Here is a 24,349-nt window from a genome sequence, read left to right as displayed (position 1 = left end):
ATTGAGACCTGTTATGACCAAACCCCTCCCCGAGGTGACACCCAACACCTGGAGCTTTCTGCGCGACGCGATGATCAAACCCACCGGGTTTCGCGAATATGATGCCCGCTGGAAATACCCCGAAGAGATCAACTTGCCCGGCATGACTGCACTGGGCTTAGGGCTGGGCACCCAGATACGCAGGCGCGGCATTGAGCCCGTGATCGCCGTTGGCAACGACTATCGCGATTATTCGTTGGCGATCAAAAATGCTTTGATCCTTGGCCTGATGCAGGCCGGTATCCGCGTTAAGGATATTGGCCCCGCGCTCAGCCCGATGGCTTATTTCGCGCAGTTTCATCTTGATGTGCCTGCCGTTGCGATGGTCACGGCCAGCCACAACCCAAACGGCTGGACCGGTGTGAAAATGGGTTTTGATCGCCCTCTGACCCATGGCCCGGACGAAATGTCGGAACTGCGCGATATCGTGCTGAACGGTGAAGGCCAACAGCACGAAGGTGGATCATACGAATTCGTCGAAGGCGTGAAGGAAGCTTACATCGATGACCTCGTCGGTGATTTCAAAATGTCCCGCCCGCTGAAGGTGGTCTGTGCCACTGGTAATGGCACCGCCTCGGCCTTTGCGCCTGAGATTTTCGAGCGGATCGGGGTCGAGGTCGTACCCAGCCACAACCGGCTGGACTATACCTTCCCTCATTACAACCCGAACCCCGAAGCGATGGAGATGTTGCACGACATGTCCGCCAGGGTGAAATCCAGCGGTGCCGATCTGGCGCTTGGGTTTGACGGGGACGGCGACCGTTGCGGTGTCGTCGATGACGAGGGTGAAGAGATTTTCGCAGACAAGGTGGGCGTGATCATGGCCCGCGATCTGGCCAAGCTGTATCCGGGATCGACTTTTGTCGCGGATGTGAAATCCACCGGCTTGTTTGCCAGTGACCCCGAATTGAAGGCTTTGGATGTCAAAGCGGATTACTGGAAAACCGGCCACAGCCACATGAAACGACGCGTTAAAGAAATTGGCGCATTGGCCGGGTTCGAAAAGTCCGGCCACTACTTTCTGGCCGAGCCCGTTGGGCGTGGCTATGACTGCGGTATGCGCGTGGCGGTCGAGATCTGCAAGCTAATGGACCGCAACCCGGATCAAAGCATGTCGGACCTGCGCAAAGCGCTGCCAAAAACCTGGTCAACCCCGACCATGTCACCTTATGCCTCTGACACCGAGAAATACGATATCCTTCAGCGCTTGGTCGACAAGCTGGTTGCCAAAGGCGAAGCGAGCGAAACCTTTGCGGGCCGCGCTATCAAGGAGGTTGTTACAGTCAACGGCGCGCGCGTTATTCTGGACAACGGCAGTTGGGGGTTGGTGCGGGCATCGTCCAACACCCCCAATCTGGTGGTTGTTTGCGAAAGCAGCGAAAGCGAAGCTGAGATGCGCGCGATCTTTGCCGATATCGATGCCGTCATCCGAACCGAGCCGGGTGTTGGTGATTACGACCAGACCATCTGAATGTATCGGCTTGGAGCATCATCGTGCTCCAAGCCAAGCAAGCTCAATCTCCGCCAAGCAGCTTGAGCAGACCTTTCTTCGCCTCGTCTTCCAGCTTCTTCTTAAGCGCATCTTCGATTTGATTGCTGTCGGTGATGGTTGTATCCAACTCACTCCCAACCTTCTCAAATACCTTCTGCTTGGCATCGTCTTCCAGTTCCTTGACCTTCACATCTGCCGCCGCCTCGATGACCTTGGTCAGGTCCGGCTTGATCGACGGGTTGCTCCACGGACCAACAATACGAACCGGCACCGAGATACCCTGTCCGGAATTGGCCCGAAGCGCTACGGGCGTGAAAAGGTAATCAATATCCCGCGCGCCGAGCCCAACTTGGCCCGCCCCATCAGCGCGATAGTTCTTCAGCGACATCAGCAGGTCATTGTTCGTCAGAACACCCTGATCCATTGTGAAGCTGCCCGTCAGGCTGTTGAAAACTGTTGTTCCGCCCGATCCGGTTCCTCGCCCCATAAGCCGATCCAGATCGAATCCGGAAATCACCCCTGACCCGACATCCAGATTCCCCTTACCGCTGAGAGAGCGCATGATTTGATCCTCAGACTGGCCAACGCCCAGAAACTCCAGACTGCCCGCAGCCGAGCCGGACAGGCGTTCAACCCCGGCAAGCGTGGTCAGCGCCTGTTTCAGATCAATCCCGCTGGCCGTGATATTGCCGCCTACGGACAAGCCATTGCGATTGTTGGCAACCACCTGGCCGTTCAACTGACCTGCAAACAATGTGGCCGGATGCATTTCCAGAACTGCGCGTGATCGGTCCAAAGACAGGGTCAGATCACTTTTGCCAAAAGTCATTCCCGGAACTGCGATCGAGTTTGCAGTCAGACGGATCTTACCGTTCGCCAGCGCCAGAACGGATGCATCAATAGGCTCTTGCGACCACCCGTCCACTTCAGGTGCACTCGACTTAGACGTGCCGCCCTTGGTGGGTTCAGATTCAGAAATCCGCGAAAGATCAAAATCACCTGTAACGAGTCGCGCCACGATCTTTGGTGGATCCGAGATGGCGATGTCCGCCTCGCTTTTGAAACGGTTGTTATCCAGCTGTGCGGTCATATCCCACAAAGAAATCCGCCCATCTTGCGTATAGGTCATGTGCGCAACGATGTTGGCCTTTCGGCCCAGCCCCGGTGGAATATACACACCGGCCTGCCCAAATGCGGCAAACATCCTTTCGCTGTCCAGGGCCACAACTTTGGTGGTTCCGTCCATTTCACCAGCCAGATTGACGCGCCCGTCAAACCCGATCTCGCCCCCCGGCGCAGTCAAAGACAGTTCCAGCGCCGTAACGTCGCCATCGGAAAAGGCAGGCAGGTCCGGGATTTTCAAGTCTACTTCAACGGCTCCGCCAGGCACGGCCATTGTGGCTTGCATGATCATGGGAGATGTGACCTCGGGCCAGCTTGCGGCCAGTGTCACACCAGAAAAATCCATCTGGGTGGCGCCGTTCTCAACGTAAATTAGCCGCGCGTTGGTCAGCTCTAGCTGATCCAAAGTAACCTCACCTGTCGCCTCGTTGGTCCCGGCGGACTCGGTCTTATTTGTGGTCGAAGCAGGTGCAGAGGTGCCAAACTCCCAATTCACCTGGCCTTCAGATGTTTCCAGACGCAACACGGGATTGTCTGCAAAAACACGTTTGATTCGCAGATCGCCGTTCCACAACGCGGCGGCGTCCACGCCAACGGCAAGACTGTCGGCGCTCAGCATCGGCCCGGACTCTGCCCAGCTTGCGTTGCCGAACTGTACCGGACCTGTTTCCATCCCCAGCACAGGCCAAAAGGACAGACGCACGTCGCCGCTCAGCGTCAGGTCGCGCCCGGTTTGCGCCTTCACCTGCTCGGCCAGAATCGCACCCAGTTTGTCACCCGGCATCAGCAAAAGCGCGCCGATGACCAGGCCCAGAACTGCGACCACAACAAAAAGGATGCGCATCAGCCATTTCATAATCTGCTCTCCGCCTTTTGGCTTATCATTGCCGTGATCATTCAAATCACACGTCACATTTGCAAGGGGAAGCGTTCCCCACTATATGCCGCGCCATGACAACGAACCCGCCAAACCTCCGCCCCGACCTGGCGCCCGCCGCCCGGATCACCGAGACACCCCGTTCCGACCAGCCGACCATCGGCATGGTGTCGCTGGGTTGCCCCAAGGCATTGGTGGACAGCGAACGCATCCTGACCCGGCTTCGCGCCGAAGGATACGGCATTTCACCCGATTATGCCGGGGCTGATGCCGTCATTGTGAACACCTGCGGATTTCTGGACAGCGCCAAGGCAGAATCGCTGGACGCGATCGGAGAGGCCCTGGTCGAAAACGGTAAAGTCATCGTCACAGGATGCCTGGGGGCAGAACCGGATTACATCCGGGAACATCATCCCCGCATTATGGCCGTCACCGGACCGCATCAATACGAACAAGTATTGGATGCGGTGCATGTTGCGGTACCACCCGCGCCCGATCCTTTTGTCGATCTACTTCCAGCCAGCAGCGTGCAATTGACCCCGCGCCACTACAGCTATCTGAAGATCTCGGAAGGCTGTAACCATAAATGCAAGTTCTGCATCATCCCAGATATGCGCGGGAAACTGGCCAGCCGCCCGGCCCATGCGGTTATGCGCGAGGCGGAGAAGCTGGTCGATAACGGTGTGCGCGAGCTGCTGGTGATCTCGCAGGACACATCGGCCTATGGGCTGGACCGGAAATATGATGTGAACCCGTGGAAAGACCGCGATTTGCGCAGCCATATCACCGATCTGGCGCGGGAGTTGGGACAGTTGGAGGCATGGGTGCGCCTGCATTATGTTTACCCCTACCCGCATGTGCGCGAGTTGATCCCACTGATGGCGGATGCAGGCTGCAATGTGCTGCCCTATCTGGATATTCCCTTCCAGCACGCTCACCCAGACGTTTTGAAACGTATGGCCCGCCCGGCCGCCGCAGCCAAAACGCTGGACGAAATCCGGGCCTGGCGCGAGATTTGCCCGGACATCACCCTGCGGTCGACCTTTATTGTCGGTTATCCGGGTGAGACCGAAGCTGAATTCCAAACTCTGCTGGACTGGATGGACGAAGCGCAACTGGATCGCGTCGGCTGCTTTCAGTATGAAAATGTTGAGGGCGCGCGGTCGAACGACCTGCCCGATCACGTCCCGGCAGATATCAAGCAAGAGCGCTGGGATCGTTTCATGGAAAAGGCTCAGGCGATATCCGAGGCCAAACTAGCCGCCAAAGTCGGGCAGACGCTGCAGGTGATCGTGGACGACGTCGATGGCGAGGCCGCGACCTGCCGCACTAAAGCAGACGCACCAGAGATCGACGGAAACTTGTTCATTGACGAAGGTTTCGAAGACCTCAAACCAGGGGACATTGTCACAGTCGAAGTGGACGAAGCCGGGGAATACGATTTGTGGGGGAAACCTGTGTAACCCCTGAAACCTCAGTAGTCACACGCCACATGGGCAAAGCGTGAAGTGAGTTTATTGGCCTAATACGCCGCCACGCCCGATCTTAGACGGAAAGCCAAATACGGAGGTTTTCATGTCTTCTGCCTTTAGACTTAGCTTAAACAGCGTGGTTTTTCTGTTGGCTACGCAGTTTTTGGCGACGCCCGGTTATGCGCAGGCCATTTATGTCGGATCAATGAGCTTCATCGCGGCAGGCGGCAAGCAACCAAGCTTGCACAAACACGGTCAAATCAAGATCAAGCGGTATTACCTGGCCCCAAAAGCCAAGGTACGCCCCAAGGTTCATCGCAAAAGATCACGACCAACCCTTGGCAACTACACACCAAAGCGGCGCGTGTTCGGGCATATTCCCTACACGTCGATCAAGCGGCACAAATTAAAACCGCATCGGTTCAAATACCCCTACCGTTTCAAGAAGTACTGACCCACCGCGAAACGCGCGCCAACAGGCATATCGGTAGATACAGGCAAGAAAAAGCCGCCATGAAAGGCGGCGGCAAATGCAAAATGGTGCAGGCGGCCCGGTCTTGGACCGCCTGCGAATAGCTTATTGAGTAACCGGGTTACAGACAGTCTGGCCTGCTTCGGTTGTCGCCAGCTCATACCCACCTGGGCAGCTGGGGGTGCCGGCTTTGTCATAGCTGGGCTGGACGTATACAGGTGTCGGTTCTTCCTGCTGCGCGCAGGCAGTCAGGATCAGAGCAAATGCGCCAACGGCAGCGAGTTTCAGTTTCATGTCCGTCAATCCTCTATTACTTTTCTGATATTGCCCAACTTTTCGGGGCCGTATTCAGAATACGGGTAGAACCTCGATCTGGCAACTGAATCGATCACGACTTTGTGAGTCAGGGCGATTCCATGCCAGTTTTGCCTTTAGGAAAAGCAATTTACTGGGTCGAACCTACCTTTTTGACTGCACTGCTCTAAAGTGTGTCACAACATCAGCCAAAGACGGAGAAGCCACATGTCAGACGCCCCAAGCATTGCCCAGAAATCGCCGATTCCGGTCGAGGTTGTCGAAGGGAAGACCTATTTTTGGTGCTCATGTGGAAAGTCTTCTCGACAACCGTTTTGTGATGGATCCCACAAGGGCAGTGCGTTTGAACCCGTGAAATATACGGCGGATACCAGTAAAAAGGTCTTCTTTTGCGGCTGCAAACACAGCGCGAAACGACCTTTGTGCGACGGCAGCCACAGTAAGCTGTGATCAGGTTTTCAAACCATTCAAGGTGTTGGCATTTGCACAAAAATCCGGGGCGCTGTTGGCCAGCATCTGCTGCTCGGCCAGCCACAATGCACATTGGCCCTCGCAATTTGAAGCCCGGCACCTTGTGACAAGTTCCGAATAACCTTCTGGCGTCAGGCGACCGTCCGCCATTGCCTCGGTCAGTGAAATGCCCATGCATCGCGAGACAGATCGCGTCAGCCAAAAGTGCTTTTCAATCTCACCCAAGGGAACCTGTGCCATCATGCGTCCTCCAATTGCTGCGCTTTCAGTGCAGCGAATCGGTCCCGGTTAGGGCAGGTACTAGGCGCTTGATCGACTTGGTCCCGCTGCTCCAGCCACTCTGGGCAATCATGCGCCCAAGCACAGCCACGGCATTGTTGTACGATCTCAGCCCATTCTTCGTGGTTCAGATGGCCCTTGCGATAAGCCCCGACCAGGTCTGTGCCGGTGGCTTGCCCCATCCGCAGCACAAGCCGCAAATGAGTCATGATGTTGCCCAGACGTGACATGGCATGACCTCCGGGTTAAGGCATGAGTTTATGGAGCAATTCCTGGTTTCGGCAGTATTCGGGCGCCCGCCGCGCGGTTGTGGCCTGGCTCAACAGAGACCGGCAGTGTTGCGGGTTTGGGCAGTCGGTGCATCTTAGGACTGCTTCGGAAATCTGATCCACGGAAACCGAACCGCCAATGGCCGCTTCTTCAAGGTCGATGTCCAGCATTCTGGCCATATCGTCCACCAAACCGGCGTGCAGCCTCAAGGTGTTTCGAGTGGGCATGGTGTTTTCCTTTCCCTTTCGCGCTTTGCCAAAAAGGGTAGTGGAATTGCACCTTGAAACATTGACACAGGTCAAGATTGGACGCCGATGTGATCCAGATAGGCCCGGGTGGCATCCTGAACCCGGCGAAATCGATCCCCGCCCAGCTTCTTGCCGCCATACCACCGCGTGACGATGATCACGTGGTTCTGCAGGCCTGCCCGTTCGATCATACGCAGGATCACCATTCCAGCCCCGCTTTCCCCATCATCTGCCTTGAGCGCACCGGTCGGCAGAGTTGCCGCCCAGGTGTTGTGGGTTGCCTTGGCATAGCTTTTGTCCGACTTCAGGTCATCCAGCACGGCATCGATTTCAGCCCGAGATGCCACGGGCGCCCCTGAAACCGCATATTTCGAGCCTCGGTCTGTCAAGATCATCCCCAAACGCACAAGATCGGTCATTGTGTCAGGCCCAGCTTTGCCGCGGTTTCGATCACAATCTGAACACGCTGTGCATTTGGCGGGTGGGTTCCTAGGAACGTGTCGCCGGGATCTGGAATTCGTTCAAAGAACTTTGCCCCAATCAGAGGATTATACCCAGCATTATAGGTTATGATCGTACCCAACTGGTCTGCCTCTAGCTCGAAATCCTTCACGTAAGCCTGAATGCCGACCTTGGCCCCCTGCTTTTGCGCCGCTTCTATGGCCGCTGCATCGCCGCCGCGCAATCGCTCGCGCCTGCCAAACTCCGCGGCGCTGGCGCTGGCGTTTTCGCTTTGCCGGGCGATATGCCCCAGCACGTGATGGGCCGCTTCGTGGCCCATAACAAAGGCAAGTTCATCGGCGTTTTGCGCGGATCGGATCATAGACTGAGTGAAGATGATTACCGGCTGCCCATTCTCATCGAGTGTTTGGAACGCGTTGGCCTGCGCGCGCGGGTTAAGATCAACAAATATCCTGAACTCGCAATTCTTTCGTCCGGGTTGCTTTAGGCATTGATTACGCGCCTCGGCGCCGATGGCCTGACTGACCTGCTGAAAGGTCTGAACCTCGGCACGGGAACCAGGCTCGTCCCTCAGCCAATCTTCGGATGTTTGCACACGCAGTGTATCCTGCGCACAGGCCGCAAGCAGCAGGGACAACAGTAAAACAAAGCATCTGCGCATGGTGTTTCCTTTGGGCCATTCGGGCCGTCATTTCAACATAGTATGCCCCTTCAGCCGATGCCACAGCCCACAGCGGAAGGAACGGCTTGCATTGCATCCCGGTGGCTTGCACTGTGGTCACATGTTTTCGATTGAGCATGAATTCGACTCGACGGTCATTACGCTTGTGGACGAAGGTGAGAAACCTTTGCAGGAAGATGTCGTGATCAACAATTTCGCTGAATGTGTCACGCTGGAGCAGCTGGATCCACGCACCGAACAGGTTCAAAAGATCACGCTGTCACCGGAACAGGTACGTGACCTAGCTGCCGCGCTGGACTTGCCCGAAGGCGTTTATCAGATTCGCGAAACCGGACCTCAGGGGTCATAGACAAAGACCTTATTGCGCGCGGTCTGCCCCTGTTGCAGTCTCAACGTTGAAGGCGCAGCGCCAAGACAGCTGGCAAGCAACTGCAGAACCGCCTGGTTGGCTTTGCCGTGCTCGGGCGCAGCGGTCACGAATACCCTGATCTGATCATCTTCGCTGATCACCCGATCCCGCGCTGCCTTGGGCGTCACCTTCACGTTCAATGTTGCCCCGGCCTGTGCGAGCGACTTGAGATCAGGCAAGTCACGCAGGTTGGATTTCGCCATTGTCATCCCTTTTTCTTCAAAGTCTTGCATGACGGGCACCAGAATGAAAATGATCCACGCAACGCATCGGCGCACCCTTGAAACAGGCGAGTTGCCGACCAACATACAACGTCGTGATGTAAAGAAGGTTAACATATGTCCCTGAAGAACCCCGCCGCTCTGGAGTTTTTACAGGCGCGCCGGTCCCGGCCCGCCAAAACACTGATTGCACCGGCCCCGACACGGGACGAACTGCTGCCTCTGCTGACCGCCGCCGCGCGCAGCCCCGATCATGGCAAACTTGAGCCCTGGCGCTTTGTCGTTTTGGAAAAAGGTGCCATGTCACGCCTGGCGGCAATGACCGAGGCGTGTGGTCAAAAGCTGGGCAAAAGCAGCGAAGACATCGCCAAGGCACGCAGCCAGTTTGATATGGGGCACTTGGCGGTGGCCGTGATTGAAGTGCAAAAACCGTCCGAAAAAATCCCCGCTATTGAGCAAACCTATTCGGCTGGCGCAGTCTGTCTGGCCCTGCTGAATGCTGCGCTGGCGGCAGGTTGGGGCGCAAACTGGCTGTCTGGCTGGCAAACGCATGACCGCGACTTCTGCGCTGAAGCCTTTGGACTTGCCGAGAATGAACGTGTGGCCGGGCTGATCCATATCGCGACCGAAGGATCGGTACCGCCCGAACGTCCCCGACCCGACGTGGCTGCTTTGACGGAATGGATCACCGAATGATCATCCTGAATGCCTTTTTCAACGCACTCGGACAGATCGGCGATCCGAAGTTCCGGGGTGTTCTGCTGCGCGGCGTTGGTTTGACGATCCTGCTCCTGATTGCCGCCTGCGCTGGGGCGATCTGGTTGATCAACTGGTTGTCCGGAAATGAAATTTCCCTGCCCTTCATCGGCGCTGTGCCCTGGCTGAACGACGTTTTGAATTATTCCGGCATCGTATTGGTCCTGATTCTGCCGGTTTTCCTGATGGTACCTGTGGCCTCGGCGATCACCTCGATTTTTCTGGATGAGGTGGCACAGGCGGTCGAGGACAAGCATTTTCCATCCCTGCAGCCCGCACGGCGTATTCCGGTGTCGGAGGCGGTACTTGACGGTCTCAGCTTTCTTGGCGTGCTCATTGTCGCCAACCTGCTGGCGCTGATCCTCTATGCAATTTTCACACCGCTCGCGCCCTTTATCTTCTGGGCGATGAACGGGTTCCTGCTGGGTCGAGAGTATTTCACGCTGGCCGCTATTCGCAGGGTCGGGCGCGACGGAGCGCGCAAGCTACGTGCCAAACATGCAACAACCATCTGGGTGGCAGGCACCTTGATGGCAATTCCACTGTCCGTACCGCTGGTCAATCTGGTGATTCCAATTATAGGTGCAGCCACGTTCACCCACATTTATCACGCGGTGTCAGGCCCAAGGGCCTGACATTGGGTCAGCGGGGCTCTAGCTGGTTCAACCAGTCGAAATCCCGGACCGAGATCAATCCCGATAAAATAATACCCGCAATGATGGCCCACAAAACCACGGAAATGCCGGTTGTGATCCACATCTTTTTCTTCATGTGGTGCACTTCCGGCGCGCCAGCATGGGTGCCAGGGACAATATCACCCAGATCGCCTTGTGTTTTTATGCGAACGGGCAGAACGATCAGCAGCGTCAGAAACCAGATGACTGCGAAAAGTACAAGTGCGGCAGTAATGGTCATTTCAAACCCTCCGGGGTTTGGGGTGTTACACCTGCTCCAGCTCGACGAGGCAGCCGTTGAAATCCTTGGGATGCAGGAACAGCACGGGCTTGCCATGCGCACCGATCTTGGGCTCGCCTGATCCCAGAACACGGGCACCTGTTTCTTTCAGGTGGTCGCGCGCTGCGATAATGTCTTCGACCTCGTAACACACATGATGGATGCCGCCGGCAGGGTTCTTTTCCAGAAACCCGTTTATCGGGCTGTCATCACCCAGCGGGTAAAGCAGCTCGATCTTGGTATTGGGCAATTCGATAAACACAACCGTGACACCGTGATCCGGCTCATCTTGCGGTGCGCCGACCTTGGCGCCCAGTGCATTGCGGTATTGCTCGGACGCCGCCTCAAGATCCGGTACGGCGATGGCGACGTGGTTCAGGCGTCCAATCATGTCTCACTCCTATGTCCTGCTTTTCATGGGTTATGGGGGCTGTTTCGTGAAAGGACAAGTGCGCCAAATCGCGCGTTAACGTCGTGTTAGCCAGAAGTTCCTAGCGTGAAGCATCTGCTGGATAGGAGAGCTGCCATGGACGATTCGGGCCTACTTGCCACCACCACCGTCACGCCCACCGCAACGCGGCCTTTGCTGGGTCAGACCATTTTGGTTGTTGAAGACAGCCGCTACGCTTGCGACGCGATCCGCCTGATGTGCCTGCACAGCGGTGCACGCATTCGCCGCGCGGATTGTTTGAAATCGGCCCGACGACACCTTCAGATCTATCGCCCCTCGGTCATACTTATCGATATGGGCCTTCCAGATGGGTGCGGGGCCGACCTAATTTCTGAGCTGGCCGAAGCAACACCCCGTATCGGTGTCATTATGGGCCTGTCAGGCAACGATACCTACGAAAGTAGCGCTCTGGCCGCCGGAGCAGACGGGTTTTTGTCCAAGCCGATCAAATCAATGGCTTATTTTCAGAAATCCATTCTGGAACGCCTACCCGAAGACCGGCGACCAAGCGGCTTACATGCGATCCGGGATGAGGTTATCGAACCTGATCCAATGGCCTATCAGGACGACATGGCCCATATCGCCGATGTTCTGACAGGACCCAACGACCATCACACTCTGGATTATGCCGCCCAATTCCTGCAGGGCGTCGCACGGGAAGCCGGGGATAACCCTCTGGCAGAAGCTGCGCGTAAACTTGCTTGGTCCCGCGCAAACGGCGCGCCCTTTACCGTACAGGCGGCGCAAGTCGCTGGGATGGTTCAGTCTCGCCTGGAACAGCGAGAGGCGATCTGAAAATGGTGACGGCCTACTTCATAACCGCAACGCTCGTGTGCCTTTGGGCATATCTTCAGACACGTCATGCTGCCCGCAGTATTCGGGTCAACCGAGATCATCTGGAAAACCCACTGGACTAACAGACGGAACGTTTCCAATCGCCAAACGAAAACCGCCCGCTTGATGCGGGCGATTTTTCTTAGTCCTGAGGGATAATGCGTAGACCAAGCTCCATCAACTGATCCGAAGTAGGATCAGAGGGCGCATCCATCATCAGATCTTCGGCACGCTGGTTCATCGGGAACATCATGACTTCGCGGATATTGGCTTCGTCCGCCAACAGCATGACAATCCGGTCAATGCCCGCAGCACAGCCACCGTGCGGCGGTGCGCCGTAGTGGAAAGCGTTGAACAGAGCGCCGAAGCGGGATTTGACCTCATCCTCGCCGTACCCCGCCAGTTCAAAGGCTTTCAGCATGATTTCAGGCTTGTGGTTCCGGATCGCGCCGGACACCAGCTCGTACCCGTTACAGGCCAGATCGTACTGGTATCCGCGCACGTCCAGAGGATCACCATTCAGCGCATCCATGCCACCCTGCGGCATCGAGAACGGGTTATGTTCAAAATCGATCGCGCCGGTTTCTTCGTCCTGCTCGTAGATCGGGAAATCCACGATCCAGGCAAAAGCAAAGCGGTCTTTCTCGGTCAGGTTCAGTTCTTCACCGATCACATCGCGCGCTTTGCCAGCGACCTTTTCGAAGGCTTTCGGCTTGCCACCCAGGAAGAACGCGGCATCGCCCACGCCTAAACCCAGTTGCTGACGGATCGCTTCTGTACGCTCGGGGCCGATGTTCTTGGCCAGAGGACCAGCGGCTTCCATGCCTTCGCCCTGATCGCGCCAGAAGATATACCCCATCCCCGGCAGACCCTCTTTCTGGGCGAACGCGTTCATGCGGTCACAGAATTTACGGCTGCCGCCGGTCGGCGCGGGGATGGCGCGGATTTCGGTGCCGTCCTGCTCCAACAGTTTTGCGAAGATTGCAAAACCAGACCCGCGGAAGTGGTCCGAGACCACTTGCATTTTAATGGGGTTCCGCAGGTCGGGCTTGTCGGTGCCGTACCACAGCGCTGCGTCCTTGTAGGAAATCTGCGGCCACTCCTGATCGACTTTGCGGCCGCCTCCGAACTCTTCAAACACGCCGGTCAGAACGGGCTGGATCGTGTCGAACACATCCTGCTGCTCGACAAAGGACATCTCAAGATCCAGCTGGTAGAAATCGGTGGGCGAGCGGTCTGCGCGCGGGTCTTCGTCACGGAAGCAGGGCGCGATCTGGAAATACTTGTCGAAACCCGACACCATGATCAGCTGTTTGAACTGCTGCGGGGCCTGCGGCAGGGCGTAGAATTTGCCGGGATGCAGACGCGACGGTACCAGAAAGTCACGCGCGCCTTCGGGCGAGGATGCAGTGATGATCGGCGTCTGATACTCGCGGAAGCCCTGATCCCACATACGTTTACGCATGGATGCCACAACATCCGAACGCAGGGTCATGTTGCGCTGCATCGCCTCGCGGCGCAGGTCCAGATAGCGATAGCGCAGGCGCGTTTCCTCGGGGTATTCCTGATCGCCAAACACCATCAGCGGCAGTTCGTCGGCCGCACCCAGAACCTCTAGCTCTCGCACGTAAACCTCGATCTCACCGGTCGGCAGTTTCGGGTTCACCAATTCGACATCGCGCGCCTTGACGGTGCCATCAATGCGAATACACCACTCGGACCGGACCTTCTCCAGCTCGGCAAAGGCCGCGCTGTCGCCGTCGCACAGAACCTGAGTTACCCCGAAATGGTCGCGCAGGTCGATGAACAGCACGCCGCCGTGATCTCGAACCCGATGCACCCATCCGGACAGGCGGACAGTTTCACCGACATTTGCGGCGGTCAGAGCGGCGCAGGTGTGGCTGCGATAGGCGTGCATGGATCATATCCCTTCGGGCGCAGAATTCGTCGCGCCGATACACCCTGTCAGGCCCGGAAAGTCAAGGCGGGTCGCCTCGTCAAAACGGCCTTTGCACGTTGCCCGAGTAGAAATAGACACCCAGCCCAACCGCAAAGATGATATTGCCCGCAATCGCGTGCAGCAGAACTGCGTAGAAGAATGAGCCGCGCTGCCGGTAAGCCCATGTAAACAGAAGCCCGCCCGCTAAGGTCATGAAGGCAACAATCCAGCTCCAATACATAAGATGCGCGAACGAGAATATCGCCGCATTCAGCAGATAGGCCGCGCGCCCCTTTGGCAGGATCGCGTGGTACCGGCGAAAGAACAGAGGGCGGAACAACAGCTCTTGCGGCAAAGCCGACAAAAGCGGATAGCCAACCCAGATGAAGGCCAGCATATCAGGCCGATGGATTGCCAAGAAAAACGCGGCGTCCGGGCGCGTCATCTGGATTAGCCCTACGCAGAAAACCGTCACTACTACGGTGAACAGCAACACCTCGCGCAAAGACCAATTGGCCCATTCATAACGCAGTTCGGCCCAGTGAAAGCCAGGTGTCTGATGCAGCAAAACGATGCCCAGCCCGGTCAGCGCGAACAGCGCCGGAAACATCCAGTTAGGCGGAAAGAGTACGGCAATCAACAGTGGCAGTCCGATATAGAAAAGGCCAAATTCCAGCCTCAGCCGCGGCAGCGCAACCGGCGGTCCGATCATCGTGCTGTCTTTAGTCACGTGTCTATCAGCTCCACCCGGATCAGCCCGCGCAATGAATTGCCTACATAAACAGTTTGCGCGTTTTTCAGGTCGGTCAAGGTCAGCACGGCCTCGGTCACTGTTTCTTTATCCAGCAGTTCTTCGCGCAAAATGCCCGGCAACAGCCCGCAGGACAGCGTAGGTGTCTGGAACCGACCATCGGGCATCTTGGCAAACAGGTTCGTGATCGTCCCCTCGCACAGCTCGCCTAGTTCGTTCAGGAACAGCAACTCATCTATACCTGCCGGCAGAGCCGCCCGTGCCGAGTCGTAAAGCGCACGGTGGGTGGTCTTGTGCCGCAACCAAAGGTCGTTGGACGCCAAACGGTTCTCGGATACGGCCACGCGCCAAACCGGTGGATTCTCAGCCAAGGCACCAATGGTCAAGTCAAACGCACCAGCAGAGTCCAGCGTCAATCGGCAGCGCAGCGCGGTTTCGCCTTTTGCGGCGGTCAGCGCGGCTACGGCTTCTTCCAAGTCAAAAGGAAACCCAAAGACCCGTGCCGTGCGGGCCATACGAGCCAGATGGCGGCCCTGCCGCACGAATCCCTCGTCTGGCCGGAAGGCCAGGGTTTCGATCAGGCGGAAATCAGGCTCATTTGCCGGGCAAAGCGGGCTTTCCATAGCGCCTCCTCGTATTCTGAAGGGGCAGTACTGTCCCAAACGAGGCCACCACCCACATTCAGCGTGGCGCGATCATCCTCAAGCATCAGGGTGCGGATGGCCACGTTGAACTCGGACCGGCCATCCGGCGCGGCCCATCCAATGGTGCCACAATAGATGTCTCGCGGCCAGGGTTCCAGCTCGGCCAGAATTTCCATCGCGCGTATCTTGGGGGCGCCTGTAATCGATCCGCACGGGAACAACGCTGTCAGAATCTCACCCAGCCCCACGTATTTGTGCAACTGAGCACGCACCAGAGAGACCATCTGGTGCACAGTGGCGTAGGTCTCGACCTTGAACAGCTCGGGCACATGCACCGATCCGGGAAGCGCCACGCGGCTGATATCGTTGCGCAGCAGATCAACGATCATCAGATTCTCGGCACGGTTCTTTTCATCCGAGGTCAGAAAGGCCCGACGCAGTGCGTCTTCTTCCAGGTCATCGCTGCGCGGCTGTGTGCCCTTCATCGGACGGGTTTCAATCTTGCCACCTTCGTCCGTGCGGAAGAACAGTTCGGGCGACCGGCTGAGCAGATCCGGCAACCCGTCCTGCTGCACCAGCGCGCCATGCCCCACCGGTTGCCCGGCGACCAGCGCCGCATAAAGCGATTCACTTTCGCCTGAAACCGTCAGGTCAATGGGAAAGGTCAGGTTGGCCTGATAGATATCGCCTGCGCCGATAGCATCGTGCACGGCGCGGAATGCCTGAGTATAGCGCGCCTCATCCCAGCGCGGTTGAAAGTCGCTGACCTCGCCGCTGGACATTGGCAACGCTGCGCGATCCGGCGCGTCGTACACCCCAAAGCACAGCAAAGGCAGACGGCGGTCCTTGGGCAACAGGTTCAGCAGCCGGGGTTCCAACGCGTAACCAAGCTCATAGCTCGCATAGCCCGCCACCCAGGCACCGTTCACGCGCGCCTCATCCAGCGCCGCCAGAGCCTGGGGCACCTCTTCCGCCACATCCGCGCGGATGATCTGAGACGGGCGCTGAAACCGGGTGCCACGCCCGGCCGGTCCCTGATCGAAACGAATACGCACTTGCATCCTCAATTGCCGTAAGGGGCCGTATAGAGGATACTCCGCCAAGTGAAAGAGGGGAAAGCGGCAATTTCGCCCCTGTTTCCGATACCCCTTGAACCTTTTTGCGCGGTCCCTATAACGCAGGACAATTTGGGCACTGGGGCGGTGCCCTGACTCGCGGACAATCGAAGGAACAAGGCCAATGCCGAGAAGAACCGACATCCAGTCGATCATGATCATCGGGGCGGGCCCCATTGTTATCGGCCAGGCCTGCGAATTCGACTACTCCGGCGCTCAGGCGTGTAAAGCCCTGCGCGAGGAAGGCTACCGGGTCATTCTGGTGAATTCGAACCCTGCGACGATCATGACCGATCCCGGTCTGGCAGATGCCACCTATATCGAACCGATCACCCCCGAAGTTGTCGCTAAGATCATCGAAAAGGAACGCCCTGATGCTCTGCTGCCCACCATGGGTGGTCAGACCGGCCTGAACACATCGCTCGCACTGGAAGAGATGGGTGTGCTGGACAAGTTTGGTGTCGAGATGATCGGCGCCAAGCGTGACGCCATCGAAATGGCCGAAGACCGCAAACTGTTCCGCGAGGCAATGGACCGGCTGGGTCTTGAGAACCCCAAAGCGACGATCGTGACCGCACCTAAGAAAGAAGACGGTTCTGCCGATCTGGAGGCAGGTGTGCAAATGGCGCTGGACGAGCTGGAAGAGATCGGCTTGCCCGCGATCATCCGCCCTGCCTTTACCTTGGGCGGCACAGGTGGCGGTGTGGCCTATAACCGCGAGGATTACATCCATTTCTGCCGTTCGGGCATGGACGCCTCGCCGGTGAACCAAATTCTTGTCGATGAAAGCCTACTGGGCTGGAAAGAGTATGAGATGGAGGTGGTGCGCGACACCGCTGACAACGCCATCATCGTTTGCTCCATCGAAAACGTCGATCCGATGGGTGTGCATACCGGTGACTCGATCACCGTGGCCCCTGCCCTGACGCTGACCGACAAGGAATACCAGATCATGCGCAACGGCTCGATCGCCGTTCTGCGCGAGATTGGGGTCGAGACCGGCGGGTCGAACGTGCAATGGGCGATCAACCCTGATGACGGCCGCATGGTCGTAATCGAGATGAACCCGCGCGTGTCACGCTCTTCGGCGCTGGCGTCCAAGGCAACCGGTTTCCCGATTGCCAAGATCGCCGCGAAGCTGGCCGTCGGATATACTCTGGACGAGTTGGACAATGACATCACCAAGGTTACGCCAGCGTCGTTCGAGCCGACAATCGACTATGTCGTTACCAAGATCCCGAAATTCGCGTTCGAGAAGTTCCCGGGGTCCGAGCCCTACCTGACCACCGCCATGAAATCGGTGGGTGAAGCGATGTCCATCGGTCGCACCATCCACGAATCGATGCAAAAGGCGCTGGCTTCGATGGAATCAGGCCTGACAGGCTTTGACGAGATCGAAATCCCCGGCCTGAACGTGGGCGTGTGGGAGGAAGCCGACGACAAAGCCGCTGTGATCAAGGCGATCAGCCAGCAAACGCCAGACCGTCTGCGCACCATTGCACAAGCGATGCGTCATGGTCTGACTGACGACGAGATTTTCGGTGTGACCAAATTCGACCCCTGGTTCTTGGCCCGCATCCGCGAGATCATTGACGCCGAGCGTCAGGTTCGCAGGGACGGCCTGCCCGTCACCGAAGACGGTATCCGCAAGCTGAAAATGCTGGGCTTCACCGATGCCCGTTTGGGCAATCTGACCGGCCGTGACGAAGACAACGTCCGCCGCGCCCGCCGCAATCTGGGCGTCAACGCCGTGTTCAAACGCATCGACACCTGCGCCGCCGAATTCGAAGCTCAGACGCCTTACATGTACTCGACCTATGAGGCCCCGATGATGGGCGAGGTCGAATGCGAAGCTCGCCCGAGCGACCGTAAAAAGGTCGTCATTCTCGGCGGCGGCCCGAACCGTATCGGTCAGGGTATCGAGTTCGATTATTGCTGTTGTCACGCCTGTTTCGCGCTGACCGAGGCGGGCTATGAAACCATCATGGTCAACTGCAACCCCGAGACGGTCTCGACCGACTATGACACCTCGGACCGTCTGTATTTCGAGCCTCTGACGTTTGAGCACGTCATGGAAATCCTGACCAAAGAGCAGGAAAACGGCACGCTGCACGGTGTGATCGTTCAGTTCGGTGGTCAAACCCCGCTAAAACTGGCGAACGCGCTTGAGGCTGAAGGTATTCCGATTCTTGGCACCACCCCGGACGCCATCGACCTGGCCGAAGACCGCGAACGGTTCCAGGCGCTGGTCAACGAACTGGGCCTGAAGCAGCCCAAGAACGGCATCGCGGCGACTGACGAACAAGCGCTCGATATCGCTGAAGAAATCGGCTTCCCACTGGTCATTCGCCCCTCTTATGTCTTGGGTGGCCGAGCGATGGAAATCGTCCGCGATATGGATCAGCTGAAACGGTACATCAACGAGGCCGTAGTGGTTTCGGGTGACAGCCCCGTTCTGCTCGACAGTTATCTGGCTGGCGCGGTGGAGCTGGATGTCGACGCGCTGTGCGACGGTACTGACGTCCACGTCGCCGGCATCATGCAGCACATCGAAGAGGCAGGCGTTCACTCGGGTGACTCCGCCTGTTCACTGCCGCCCTATTCGCTGTCCAAAGAGATTATCGACCAGATCAAGGATCAGGCGTTCAAGCTGGCCAAAGCGTTGAACGTTGTTGGTCTGATGAATGTGCAGTTCGCGATCAAAGACGATGAGATCTATCTGATCGAAGTGAACCCGCGCGCTTCACGCACCGTGCCATTTGTCGCCAAGGCGACCGACAGCGCGATTGCCTCGATCGCAGCGCGCGTCATGGCAGGTGAGAAACTGGCCAACTTCCCGATGCGCCCTGCCTACAAGGAAGGTCAGGACACCAAGATCGCCGACCAGATGACGCTGGCCGACCCGGATATGCCGTGGTTCTCGGTGAAAGAGGCTGTGATGCCCTTCGCTCGCTTCCCTGGCGTAGACACCATTTTGGGCCCGGAAATGCGTTCGACCGGTGAAGTCATGGGCTGGGACCGCGACTTCCCGCGCGCTTTCCTGAAGGCGCAGATGGGCGCGGGGATGGTGCTGCCGTCGTCGGGCCGTGCGTTCATTTCAATCAAGGATGCCGACAAGGGCTACGCCATGCAGGAAGCGGCGCAGGTTCTGGTGGATCAGGGCTTTACCCTGGTGGCCACGCGTGGCACCCAAAGCTGGCTGGACGAGCAAGGCGTTGCCTGTGACGTTGTGAACAAGGTCTACGAAGGCCGCCCGGACGTTGTGGACATGCTGAAAGACGGTCAGGTGCAGTTGGTGATGAACACCACCGAAGGCGCGCAGGCGGTCGAAGACAGCAAGGCCATCCGGTCCATCGCGCTATATGACAAGATCCCTTATTTCACCACCGCCGCCGGAGCGAACGCCGCTGCGCTTGCGATCAAGGCGCAGGCCGAAGGGGATGTAGAGGTAAAGTCGCTGCAGGGCTGAAACTGCCCTGCGCACCCAGCCCTCACACGTTCAAAAACTTCAGCGCGTCAGCTTCGATCGAGTTTGTGCGGTTGGTCCAGCCTTTGCCGAATTTCGGGAAATGGGGCAGGCTCTGATAGTAGTTCAGCCGCAGTTCGCTAAAGCGTCGAATGATATGGGCGGGATCCACGGCCTTGACTGCGGCAAGCGTTATTGGGCCAACTTGGCCATCCTGTGCCACACCGACGATTCGCTGCAAGAGTTTGCCGGATCGGCTTGTTCCCGCATTCACGCCAAAGTCGAACGCAACCAGATCAACGCCCGCCGGAAGATCGTCGCAACTGAGTGCGTTCCAGTAGTTTGCCCGGTATATTTGTTTGGCTTCTTCGACGCTGAGATCCTTTACGTCTTTCTTGGTAATCGGTGCCTTCCGCCAGGATTTCAAAGTATCGAATGTAATGCCCATGTTCGTGGCGCCGCCGGGGTCGTCCGGATCATCGACATAGCCGCCTTCTTTGCTGAGGATGATATCCACGCAGCGGGGAAAATTGTTTTCATTGGCAAACTTCTTCTCTTCCTGCGGCGCAATCACGGTTGGAACTGCCGCGGGCTGATTTGACTTGACCGTATTGACCAGCATCCGGGTGCGCTGTTCTTCTGCTTCGAACTGCTGAGCCTGGGCCTTGAAGTTGTTGATGTCCTTCTGCTTGGACCCTTGCGACGACCCCAGCCAGAAACTGACAACCGTGGCAAAAGCAGCGGTGAGCGCGCCGATCACAATGTTGATTATCTGAAACAGGCGTTCCCCGAATGGGTTATCGGGCCCGCTACTGAACGCTGGCAGGTTCTTTCCCATCAGCAAAAGTCCAAGCACGACAAAGAAGCCCAGAATTATGACGATGGAAATTATGGGTTGCGCCCAGGCCAGCTTGCTTCCGGTTTCTGCAAGTTGGGCGAACCGCCCGCGCGCGTCCTGCGTATCTGCGATTTCCTCTTTGAACACGTTAAATTGCTGCTGCTGATCTTCTTTGTTTGCATCAAGCTTGGCTTGCATAACGCTCAGCGCATGAGTCTGGTTCTTCTCCAGTTGCGCAAGCTCGAAAGCGCGTTGCTCAGCTTCTTCTTTTGCCGCGATCTCGGCAAGCTTCATCCGCAGGTCTGCAGCAATTTGCGGATCCTTGGCCAGAATGTCCGCAACTTCTTCCGGGTCTTCTTTCTTTGTGGTTTCCTTGACTGCACTGATTACTGCGTCTGACACGGTATCAACTGACTGCCTGTGCTTCGCACTCAGCACAGATTTCAGGATTTCGGGCAGGATGTTGGACGCTAAAACGATTAAAGGGCTCATACCAAAACTTCCCCCAAAGTATGTGAATAAACTTATAAAAGGGAACTATAACACAACCGCGCGAAAAAGTCGCTTTCCAGCGCATGTTTACCCCGAATGCGCAGGTCCCAGACAATCTGCGGGGCTGGTCGCCTACCGGCTTCAAGTTGCAAACCCGCGTGGTTCAGGCGGCCTTGCCCAAAACCAACGTGTGGCTTTGGGCATGGACCAGATTATGCAGATTTAGGCCACGACGGTTTCCGATTTTGCCTCTTCCCGCTTAAAGAAAAGCAGGTAGAACACCGGCGCGGCGACCATGGTCAGGGCGGTGGCAAAGGCCAAACCGCCCATGATCGTCACCGCCATCGACACAAAGAACGCATCCGTCAGCAGCGGCGCCATGCCCAGAATGGTGGTGACCGCCGCCAGCATCACGGGGCGCAAACGGGATACCGACGCATCAACGATAGACTCGCGTAGGGGTTTGCCCGTGGCGCGGACAAGGTCAATCTCTTCCACCAAAACAATGCCGTTCTTGATCAGCATGCCCGACAGGCTGAGCAGGCCAAGAAGTGCGGTAAACGTAAAGGGCAAGCCGGTTCCCAACAGGCCAATCACCACGCCATTCACCGACATCGGCACCAGCAGCCAGATGATGATCGGCTGGCGGATTGCGTTGAACAGCAGGACCGAGATCAGCACCATGATCAGCAGGCTCAGCGGCAATTGCTTGCCCAGGCTTTCCTGCGCATCGCGTGAGTTTTCAAACTCCCCGCCCCATTCCATCTTGTATCCGGGGGGCAGCTCGATAGCCTCGATGGCGTCGCGGATTTCGGCATGGACCTGCGCGGCCGTCAGGTCGGGTGGGATGTCCGCGCCGACTGTGATGGTCAGAACCCGGTCACGACGATGCACCAGTGTATTGAGCGATTTGTACTCGAAGCCGTCGACCATCTGTTCGATGGGCACAAACTTCTCGGACTGATCCGAATACACCACCTGATCGACGATTGAATAATCCCCATCCGCCGGTCGGCGCAGGATGATCGGGATCAAACGGTCTCGTTCACGCAACACACCACCCGTGATGCCGTCGGTCGAGAATTGCAGCGTGGCGGCGATATCTTCGCGCGTGACACCTGCGGTCTGCGCCCGTTCCGTGGCATAGATCGGCTGCACCGCCAACTCTTGTTCACGCCAGTCGTGGTGAACAAGCAGCGCGTTGGGCGACGCCGCTGCCATACGCTGAACCGCCTCGTCGGCAAGCTGACGCAAAACAACCGGGTCACTGCCCGAGAACCGGGCCTGAATCGGGTCTCCACCACCGGGGCCAAAGACCAGACGCTTTGTGCCGAACTCACCTTCGGGGAACTCAACAGACCCGAACGCTTCCAGATCCGCTTGCAATGCCGGGATGTCATTCAGGCTTTCGGTGCGAATGATCATATGCCCATAACTCGGGTTCGGTTTCTCCGCCGAATAGGTCAGCATGAAACGTGTGGCTCCCTGTCCAACGAAAGTTGTGACGGAAACCACGTCTTCGCGTTCAGCCAACCATTCTTCGAACACCGCCATATCCTTTGCCGTACGCGCAATCGGTGTGCCCTGAGGCAGCTTGTAATGGACAAAGAACAAAGGCGTGTTCGAGTTGGGAAAGAACTGCTGTTTCATCAGCCCAAACCCGGCGTAACACACCACCGTTACTCCAATGAGACCTGCGACAACCAGCCAGCGGAAGCGCAGCGCAAATCGTAGGATCGCGCCGTAGACGCGGAACAGAATGCCTCCGTAAGCATCAATTTCACCTTCTTTGCCTTGCTTGAAGAAGTAGTGCCCAAGCAAAGGTGTCACGGTGATAGCCAGTATCCAGCTAAGCAGCAGCGAAATGCCGATCACCGCAAACAGCGAGAACAGAAATTCACCCGTTGCATCCGGGCTGAGGCCGATCCCTGCAAAGGCCATGATACCGATTACGGTGGCCCCCAGCAGCGGGATCTGGGTTTTCGATGCAACATCTTCGGCAGCATCGCGCGAGGATTTACCGCGCAACATCGCGATTTGCATCCCTTCGGCCACCACGATGGCGTTGTCCACCAGCATCCCCATGGCGATTATCAAGGCCCCAAGCGAAATGCGCTCCATCTCAATCGAGAAAAGCGACATGAACAAGAGCGTACCCACCACGGTCAGTAACAGGGTTGAGCCCACAACAATGGCCGCACGCCACCCCATGAAGATACCCAGCACGGCAACCACGATGGCCACCGACATGGCAAGGTTCACAAGGAAATCGTTCGAGGCCTGCTCGACCACAACGTGTTGCTGGTAGATCGGCAGGATATCGACACCGAAGGGGATATTGGTGTTCAGGTCGGCGAATTTGGCATCGACCCGCTTGCCAACTTCGACGATGTTTTCCGTTGAAAGCCCGGCGATGCCAAGGGTAAAGGCTTCGGTCCCGTTATAGCGGATCACGATATCGGGATCGTTTTGGCGGGCACGATACACGTCGGACATATCAAAGAGGTTGATCACCTGCCCCTGTGAGCCAACCGACAAACCGGCGATGGCCGACACGCTGTCGGACCCTTCAGCCGTCAAAATAGGTGTCCGACCGTTTTCCGAACGCAGGGAACCCGAAGAATTTACTGAATCCGCATTGGCAATGGCCTCGTTGATCGCTTGAAGCGGGACGTTCTGGTTTACCGAGATCGCCAGATCAGGTTCCACAAAAATCGCTTCGTTGGGCAGGCCCTGTACTTCAACATCCGCCACACCTTCCACGGCCAACAATTCTCGCCGCAGGAACGTGGCCAGATCATGCTTTTCGGCGTCCGAGAAGCCCTCTGCAGTGACGGCATAGAAAAGGCCAAAAACATCGCCAAATCCGTCATTTACAAAAGGCTGGCCAACGCCAGACGGCAAACTTCGGGCGGCGTCGCGCACCTTGGCCCGCAAGCGGGTCCAGATGTCTGGTAGTTCGGAGCCGTCATATGTTGACTTGATCTCAACCTCGATCAGCGATTGCTCGGGTTGGTTGACCGAGGTGATAACGTCCACCTCACCCATTTGCTGAATGGCGGATTCAAGCGGTTCCGAGACCTCCAGCGCCACCTGTTCCGCTGTGGCACCGGGGTATTGCGTGGCTATAACAGCGTTTTTGATCGTGAAGGCCGGGTCTTCCAACCGGCCCAGCGACAGAAAACCCCAAATGCCACCAAAGAGGGCTATGAGTATGATCAGCCATGTGTATAGCGGCCGATCAATCGAGGCACGAGCGATGTTCATCTGTCAGCACC

The 24,349-nt window shown here is 57.3% G+C and carries 25 protein-coding genes; 9 read left to right on the top strand and 16 right to left on the bottom strand.

Annotated features, from left to right (window positions below; genetic code table 11):
- The first annotated feature begins 13 nt into the window (after positions 1–13).
- Positions 14–1,510 (top strand): phosphomannomutase/phosphoglucomutase, encoded by a 1,497-nt coding sequence (locus tag GOV89_RS15530; RefSeq protein ID WP_171238548.1) that lies wholly within the window; start codon positions 14–16, stop codon positions 1,508–1,510.
- Between the two features lie 43 nt (positions 1,511–1,553).
- Here the strand turns inward: GOV89_RS15530 and GOV89_RS15525 are convergent, their stop codons facing one another.
- Positions 1,554–3,509, bottom strand: a complete 1,956-nt coding sequence (locus GOV89_RS15525; protein WP_171238547.1) for an AsmA family protein — start codon at positions 3,507–3,509, stop codon at positions 1,554–1,556.
- Between the two features lie 95 nt (positions 3,510–3,604).
- Here GOV89_RS15525 and rimO point away from each other — a divergent pair, with 95 nt between their 5' ends.
- Positions 3,605–4,993 (top strand): 30S ribosomal protein S12 methylthiotransferase RimO, encoded by a 1,389-nt coding sequence (rimO, locus tag GOV89_RS15520; protein ID WP_171238546.1) that lies wholly within the window; start codon positions 3,605–3,607, stop codon positions 4,991–4,993.
- A 112-nt stretch (positions 4,994–5,105) separates the two neighbouring features.
- Positions 5,106–5,456 (top strand): hypothetical protein, encoded by a 351-nt coding sequence (locus GOV89_RS15515; protein WP_171238545.1) that lies wholly within the window; start codon positions 5,106–5,108, stop codon positions 5,454–5,456.
- A 123-nt stretch (positions 5,457–5,579) separates the two neighbouring features.
- Here the strand turns inward: GOV89_RS15515 and GOV89_RS15510 are convergent, their stop codons facing one another.
- Positions 5,580–5,768, bottom strand: a complete 189-nt coding sequence (locus GOV89_RS15510; RefSeq protein WP_170346096.1) for a hypothetical protein — start codon at positions 5,766–5,768, stop codon at positions 5,580–5,582.
- A gap of 228 nt (positions 5,769–5,996) precedes the next feature.
- Here GOV89_RS15510 and GOV89_RS15505 point away from each other — a divergent pair, with 228 nt between their 5' ends.
- Positions 5,997–6,239 (top strand): CDGSH iron-sulfur domain-containing protein, encoded by a 243-nt coding sequence (locus GOV89_RS15505; protein WP_171235633.1) that lies wholly within the window; start codon positions 5,997–5,999, stop codon positions 6,237–6,239.
- Here the strand turns inward: GOV89_RS15505 and GOV89_RS15500 are convergent, their stop codons facing one another.
- The 5 genes from GOV89_RS15500 to GOV89_RS15480 all read right to left on the bottom strand — a co-directional run bounded on the left by GOV89_RS15500 (position 6,240) and on the right by GOV89_RS15480 (position 8,180).
- Positions 6,240–6,503 (bottom strand): DUF6455 family protein, encoded by a 264-nt coding sequence (locus tag GOV89_RS15500; RefSeq protein ID WP_254451537.1) that lies wholly within the window; start codon positions 6,501–6,503, stop codon positions 6,240–6,242.
- Positions 6,500–6,769, bottom strand: coding sequence for a DUF6455 family protein (locus tag GOV89_RS15495; protein WP_171238544.1), 270 nt, complete (start codon positions 6,767–6,769; stop codon positions 6,500–6,502). Before GOV89_RS15495 ends, GOV89_RS15500 begins: the two co-directional genes overlap by 4 nt.
- Positions 6,770–6,784: 15 nt before the next feature.
- Positions 6,785–7,036 (bottom strand): DUF6455 family protein, encoded by a 252-nt coding sequence (locus GOV89_RS15490; RefSeq protein WP_171176082.1) that lies wholly within the window; start codon positions 7,034–7,036, stop codon positions 6,785–6,787.
- A gap of 71 nt (positions 7,037–7,107) precedes the next feature.
- Entirely contained in the window at positions 7,108–7,476 is a 369-nt protein-coding gene (locus GOV89_RS15485; RefSeq protein WP_171176084.1) for a YigZ family protein, read from the bottom strand.
- Positions 7,473–8,180, bottom strand: coding sequence for a M48 family metallopeptidase (locus GOV89_RS15480; RefSeq protein WP_171238543.1), 708 nt, complete (start codon positions 8,178–8,180; stop codon positions 7,473–7,475). The genes GOV89_RS15485 and GOV89_RS15480 overlap by 4 nt, the downstream gene beginning before the upstream one ends.
- 121 nt (positions 8,181–8,301) lie before the next feature.
- Here GOV89_RS15480 and GOV89_RS15475 point away from each other — a divergent pair, with 121 nt between their 5' ends.
- Positions 8,302–8,550, top strand: coding sequence for a hypothetical protein (locus GOV89_RS15475; RefSeq protein WP_050604775.1), 249 nt, complete (start codon positions 8,302–8,304; stop codon positions 8,548–8,550).
- Here the strand turns inward: GOV89_RS15475 and GOV89_RS15470 are convergent.
- Positions 8,538–8,843, bottom strand: a complete 306-nt coding sequence (locus GOV89_RS15470) for a DUF167 domain-containing protein (protein WP_253284466.1) — start codon at positions 8,841–8,843, stop codon at positions 8,538–8,540. The genes GOV89_RS15475 and GOV89_RS15470 overlap by 13 nt on opposite strands.
- Before the next feature lie 105 nt (positions 8,844–8,948).
- Here GOV89_RS15470 and GOV89_RS15465 point away from each other — a divergent pair, with 105 nt between their 5' ends.
- Complete coding sequence (locus GOV89_RS15465; protein WP_171238542.1) at positions 8,949–9,527, top strand: nitroreductase family protein; 579 nt, start codon at positions 8,949–8,951, stop codon at positions 9,525–9,527.
- Positions 9,524–10,222 (top strand): EI24 domain-containing protein, encoded by a 699-nt coding sequence (locus GOV89_RS15460; protein ID WP_171176090.1) that lies wholly within the window; start codon positions 9,524–9,526, stop codon positions 10,220–10,222. The genes GOV89_RS15465 and GOV89_RS15460 overlap by 4 nt, the downstream gene beginning before the upstream one ends.
- Positions 10,223–10,229: 7 nt before the next feature.
- Here the strand turns inward: GOV89_RS15460 and GOV89_RS15455 are convergent, their stop codons facing one another.
- Together GOV89_RS15455 and mce are read right to left on the bottom strand one after the other, a co-directional pair.
- Positions 10,230–10,502, bottom strand: coding sequence for a DUF1467 family protein (locus tag GOV89_RS15455; protein WP_171091626.1), 273 nt, complete (start codon positions 10,500–10,502; stop codon positions 10,230–10,232).
- 25 nt (positions 10,503–10,527) lie between these two features.
- Positions 10,528–10,932 (bottom strand): methylmalonyl-CoA epimerase, encoded by a 405-nt coding sequence (gene mce / locus GOV89_RS15450; protein WP_109313240.1) that lies wholly within the window; start codon positions 10,930–10,932, stop codon positions 10,528–10,530.
- Positions 10,933–11,067: 135 nt separating this feature from the next.
- Here mce and GOV89_RS15445 point away from each other — a divergent pair, with 135 nt between their 5' ends.
- Positions 11,068–11,787: a response regulator gene (locus tag GOV89_RS15445; RefSeq protein WP_171238541.1), complete on the top strand. Its 720-nt coding sequence runs from the start codon at positions 11,068–11,070 to the stop codon at positions 11,785–11,787.
- A 181-nt stretch (positions 11,788–11,968) separates the two neighbouring features.
- Here the strand turns inward: GOV89_RS15445 and aspS are convergent, their stop codons facing one another.
- The 4 genes from aspS to GOV89_RS15425 form a co-directional block, all read right to left on the bottom strand.
- The gene (gene aspS / locus GOV89_RS15440) at positions 11,969–13,744 is read right to left on the bottom strand and encodes an aspartate--tRNA ligase (protein WP_171238540.1); all 1,776 of its coding nucleotides are present in this window, start codon (positions 13,742–13,744) and stop codon (positions 11,969–11,971) included.
- A 79-nt stretch (positions 13,745–13,823) separates the two neighbouring features.
- Positions 13,824–14,495 (bottom strand): CPBP family intramembrane glutamic endopeptidase, encoded by a 672-nt coding sequence (locus GOV89_RS15435; RefSeq protein ID WP_348540087.1) that lies wholly within the window; start codon positions 14,493–14,495, stop codon positions 13,824–13,826.
- On the bottom strand, positions 14,492–15,139 hold the full coding sequence (locus GOV89_RS15430; protein WP_171176097.1) for an aminotransferase class IV family protein: 648 nt from the start codon (positions 15,137–15,139) through the stop codon (positions 14,492–14,494). The genes GOV89_RS15435 and GOV89_RS15430 overlap by 4 nt, the downstream gene beginning before the upstream one ends.
- Positions 15,094–16,221 (bottom strand): aminodeoxychorismate synthase component I, encoded by a 1,128-nt coding sequence (locus GOV89_RS15425; protein WP_171235624.1) that lies wholly within the window; start codon positions 16,219–16,221, stop codon positions 15,094–15,096. Before GOV89_RS15425 ends, GOV89_RS15430 begins: the two co-directional genes overlap by 46 nt.
- 178 nt (positions 16,222–16,399) lie before the next feature.
- On the opposite strand from GOV89_RS15425, the gene carB reads away from it, so the two are divergent.
- Positions 16,400–19,744: a carbamoyl-phosphate synthase large subunit gene (gene carB, locus GOV89_RS15420; RefSeq protein WP_171176108.1), complete on the top strand. Its 3,345-nt coding sequence runs from the start codon at positions 16,400–16,402 to the stop codon at positions 19,742–19,744.
- Between the two features lie 22 nt (positions 19,745–19,766).
- On the opposite strand, the gene GOV89_RS15415 is transcribed toward carB, so the two are convergent.
- Complete coding sequence (locus GOV89_RS15415) at positions 19,767–21,071, bottom strand: glycoside hydrolase family 108 protein (protein WP_171238539.1); 1,305 nt, start codon at positions 21,069–21,071, stop codon at positions 19,767–19,769.
- 222 nt (positions 21,072–21,293) lie between these two features.
- Positions 21,294–24,338, bottom strand: a complete 3,045-nt coding sequence (locus GOV89_RS15410; protein ID WP_171238538.1) for an efflux RND transporter permease subunit — start codon at positions 24,336–24,338, stop codon at positions 21,294–21,296.
- Positions 24,339–24,349 lie beyond the last annotated feature (11 nt).

It is taken from the genome of Ruegeria sp. HKCCA5763 (genome assembly GCF_013034545.1).
Taxonomy (GTDB): Bacteria; Pseudomonadota; Alphaproteobacteria; order Rhodobacterales; family Rhodobacteraceae; genus Ruegeria.
This window is presented reverse-complemented; position numbering and strand designations above follow the sequence as displayed.

What these genes read in the sequence shown, in the direction of transcription:
- GOV89_RS15530 (WP_171238548.1), top strand. Translation starts at nt 14, where the DNA reads ATGACCAAACCCCTCCCCGAGGTGACACCCAACACCTGGAGCTTTCTG.
- GOV89_RS15525 (WP_171238547.1), bottom strand. Translation starts at nt 3,509, where the DNA reads ATGAAATGGCTGATGCGCATCCTTTTTGTTGTGGTCGCAGTTCTGGGC.
- rimO (WP_171238546.1), top strand. Translation starts at nt 3,605, where the DNA reads ATGACAACGAACCCGCCAAACCTCCGCCCCGACCTGGCGCCCGCCGCC.
- GOV89_RS15515 (WP_171238545.1), top strand. Translation starts at nt 5,106, where the DNA reads ATGTCTTCTGCCTTTAGACTTAGCTTAAACAGCGTGGTTTTTCTGTTG.
- GOV89_RS15510 (WP_170346096.1), bottom strand. Translation starts at nt 5,768, where the DNA reads ATGAAACTGAAACTCGCTGCCGTTGGCGCATTTGCTCTGATCCTGACT.
- GOV89_RS15505 (WP_171235633.1), top strand. Translation starts at nt 5,997, where the DNA reads ATGTCAGACGCCCCAAGCATTGCCCAGAAATCGCCGATTCCGGTCGAG.
- GOV89_RS15500 (WP_254451537.1), bottom strand. Translation starts at nt 6,503, where the DNA reads ATGATGGCACAGGTTCCCTTGGGTGAGATTGAAAAGCACTTTTGGCTG.
- GOV89_RS15495 (WP_171238544.1), bottom strand. Translation starts at nt 6,769, where the DNA reads ATGTCACGTCTGGGCAACATCATGACTCATTTGCGGCTTGTGCTGCGG.
- GOV89_RS15490 (WP_171176082.1), bottom strand. Translation starts at nt 7,036, where the DNA reads ATGCCCACTCGAAACACCTTGAGGCTGCACGCCGGTTTGGTGGACGAT.
- GOV89_RS15485 (WP_171176084.1), bottom strand. Translation starts at nt 7,476, where the DNA reads ATGACCGATCTTGTGCGTTTGGGGATGATCTTGACAGACCGAGGCTCG.
- GOV89_RS15480 (WP_171238543.1), bottom strand. Translation starts at nt 8,180, where the DNA reads ATGCGCAGATGCTTTGTTTTACTGTTGTCCCTGCTGCTTGCGGCCTGT.
- GOV89_RS15475 (WP_050604775.1), top strand. Translation starts at nt 8,302, where the DNA reads ATGTTTTCGATTGAGCATGAATTCGACTCGACGGTCATTACGCTTGTG.
- GOV89_RS15470 (WP_253284466.1), bottom strand. Translation starts at nt 8,843, where the DNA reads ATGCAAGACTTTGAAGAAAAAGGGATGACAATGGCGAAATCCAACCTG.
- GOV89_RS15465 (WP_171238542.1), top strand. Translation starts at nt 8,949, where the DNA reads ATGTCCCTGAAGAACCCCGCCGCTCTGGAGTTTTTACAGGCGCGCCGG.
- GOV89_RS15460 (WP_171176090.1), top strand. Translation starts at nt 9,524, where the DNA reads ATGATCATCCTGAATGCCTTTTTCAACGCACTCGGACAGATCGGCGAT.
- GOV89_RS15455 (WP_171091626.1), bottom strand. Translation starts at nt 10,502, where the DNA reads ATGACCATTACTGCCGCACTTGTACTTTTCGCAGTCATCTGGTTTCTG.
- mce (WP_109313240.1), bottom strand. Translation starts at nt 10,932, where the DNA reads ATGATTGGACGCCTGAACCACGTCGCCATCGCCGTACCGGATCTTGAG.
- GOV89_RS15445 (WP_171238541.1), top strand. Translation starts at nt 11,068, where the DNA reads ATGGACGATTCGGGCCTACTTGCCACCACCACCGTCACGCCCACCGCA.
- aspS (WP_171238540.1), bottom strand. Translation starts at nt 13,744, where the DNA reads ATGCACGCCTATCGCAGCCACACCTGCGCCGCTCTGACCGCCGCAAAT.
- GOV89_RS15430 (WP_171176097.1), bottom strand. Translation starts at nt 15,139, where the DNA reads ATGGAAAGCCCGCTTTGCCCGGCAAATGAGCCTGATTTCCGCCTGATC.
- GOV89_RS15425 (WP_171235624.1), bottom strand. Translation starts at nt 16,221, where the DNA reads ATGCAAGTGCGTATTCGTTTCGATCAGGGACCGGCCGGGCGTGGCACC.
- carB (WP_171176108.1), top strand. Translation starts at nt 16,400, where the DNA reads ATGCCGAGAAGAACCGACATCCAGTCGATCATGATCATCGGGGCGGGC.
- GOV89_RS15415 (WP_171238539.1), bottom strand. Translation starts at nt 21,071, where the DNA reads ATGAGCCCTTTAATCGTTTTAGCGTCCAACATCCTGCCCGAAATCCTG.
- GOV89_RS15410 (WP_171238538.1), bottom strand. Translation starts at nt 24,338, where the DNA reads ATGAACATCGCTCGTGCCTCGATTGATCGGCCGCTATACACATGGCTG.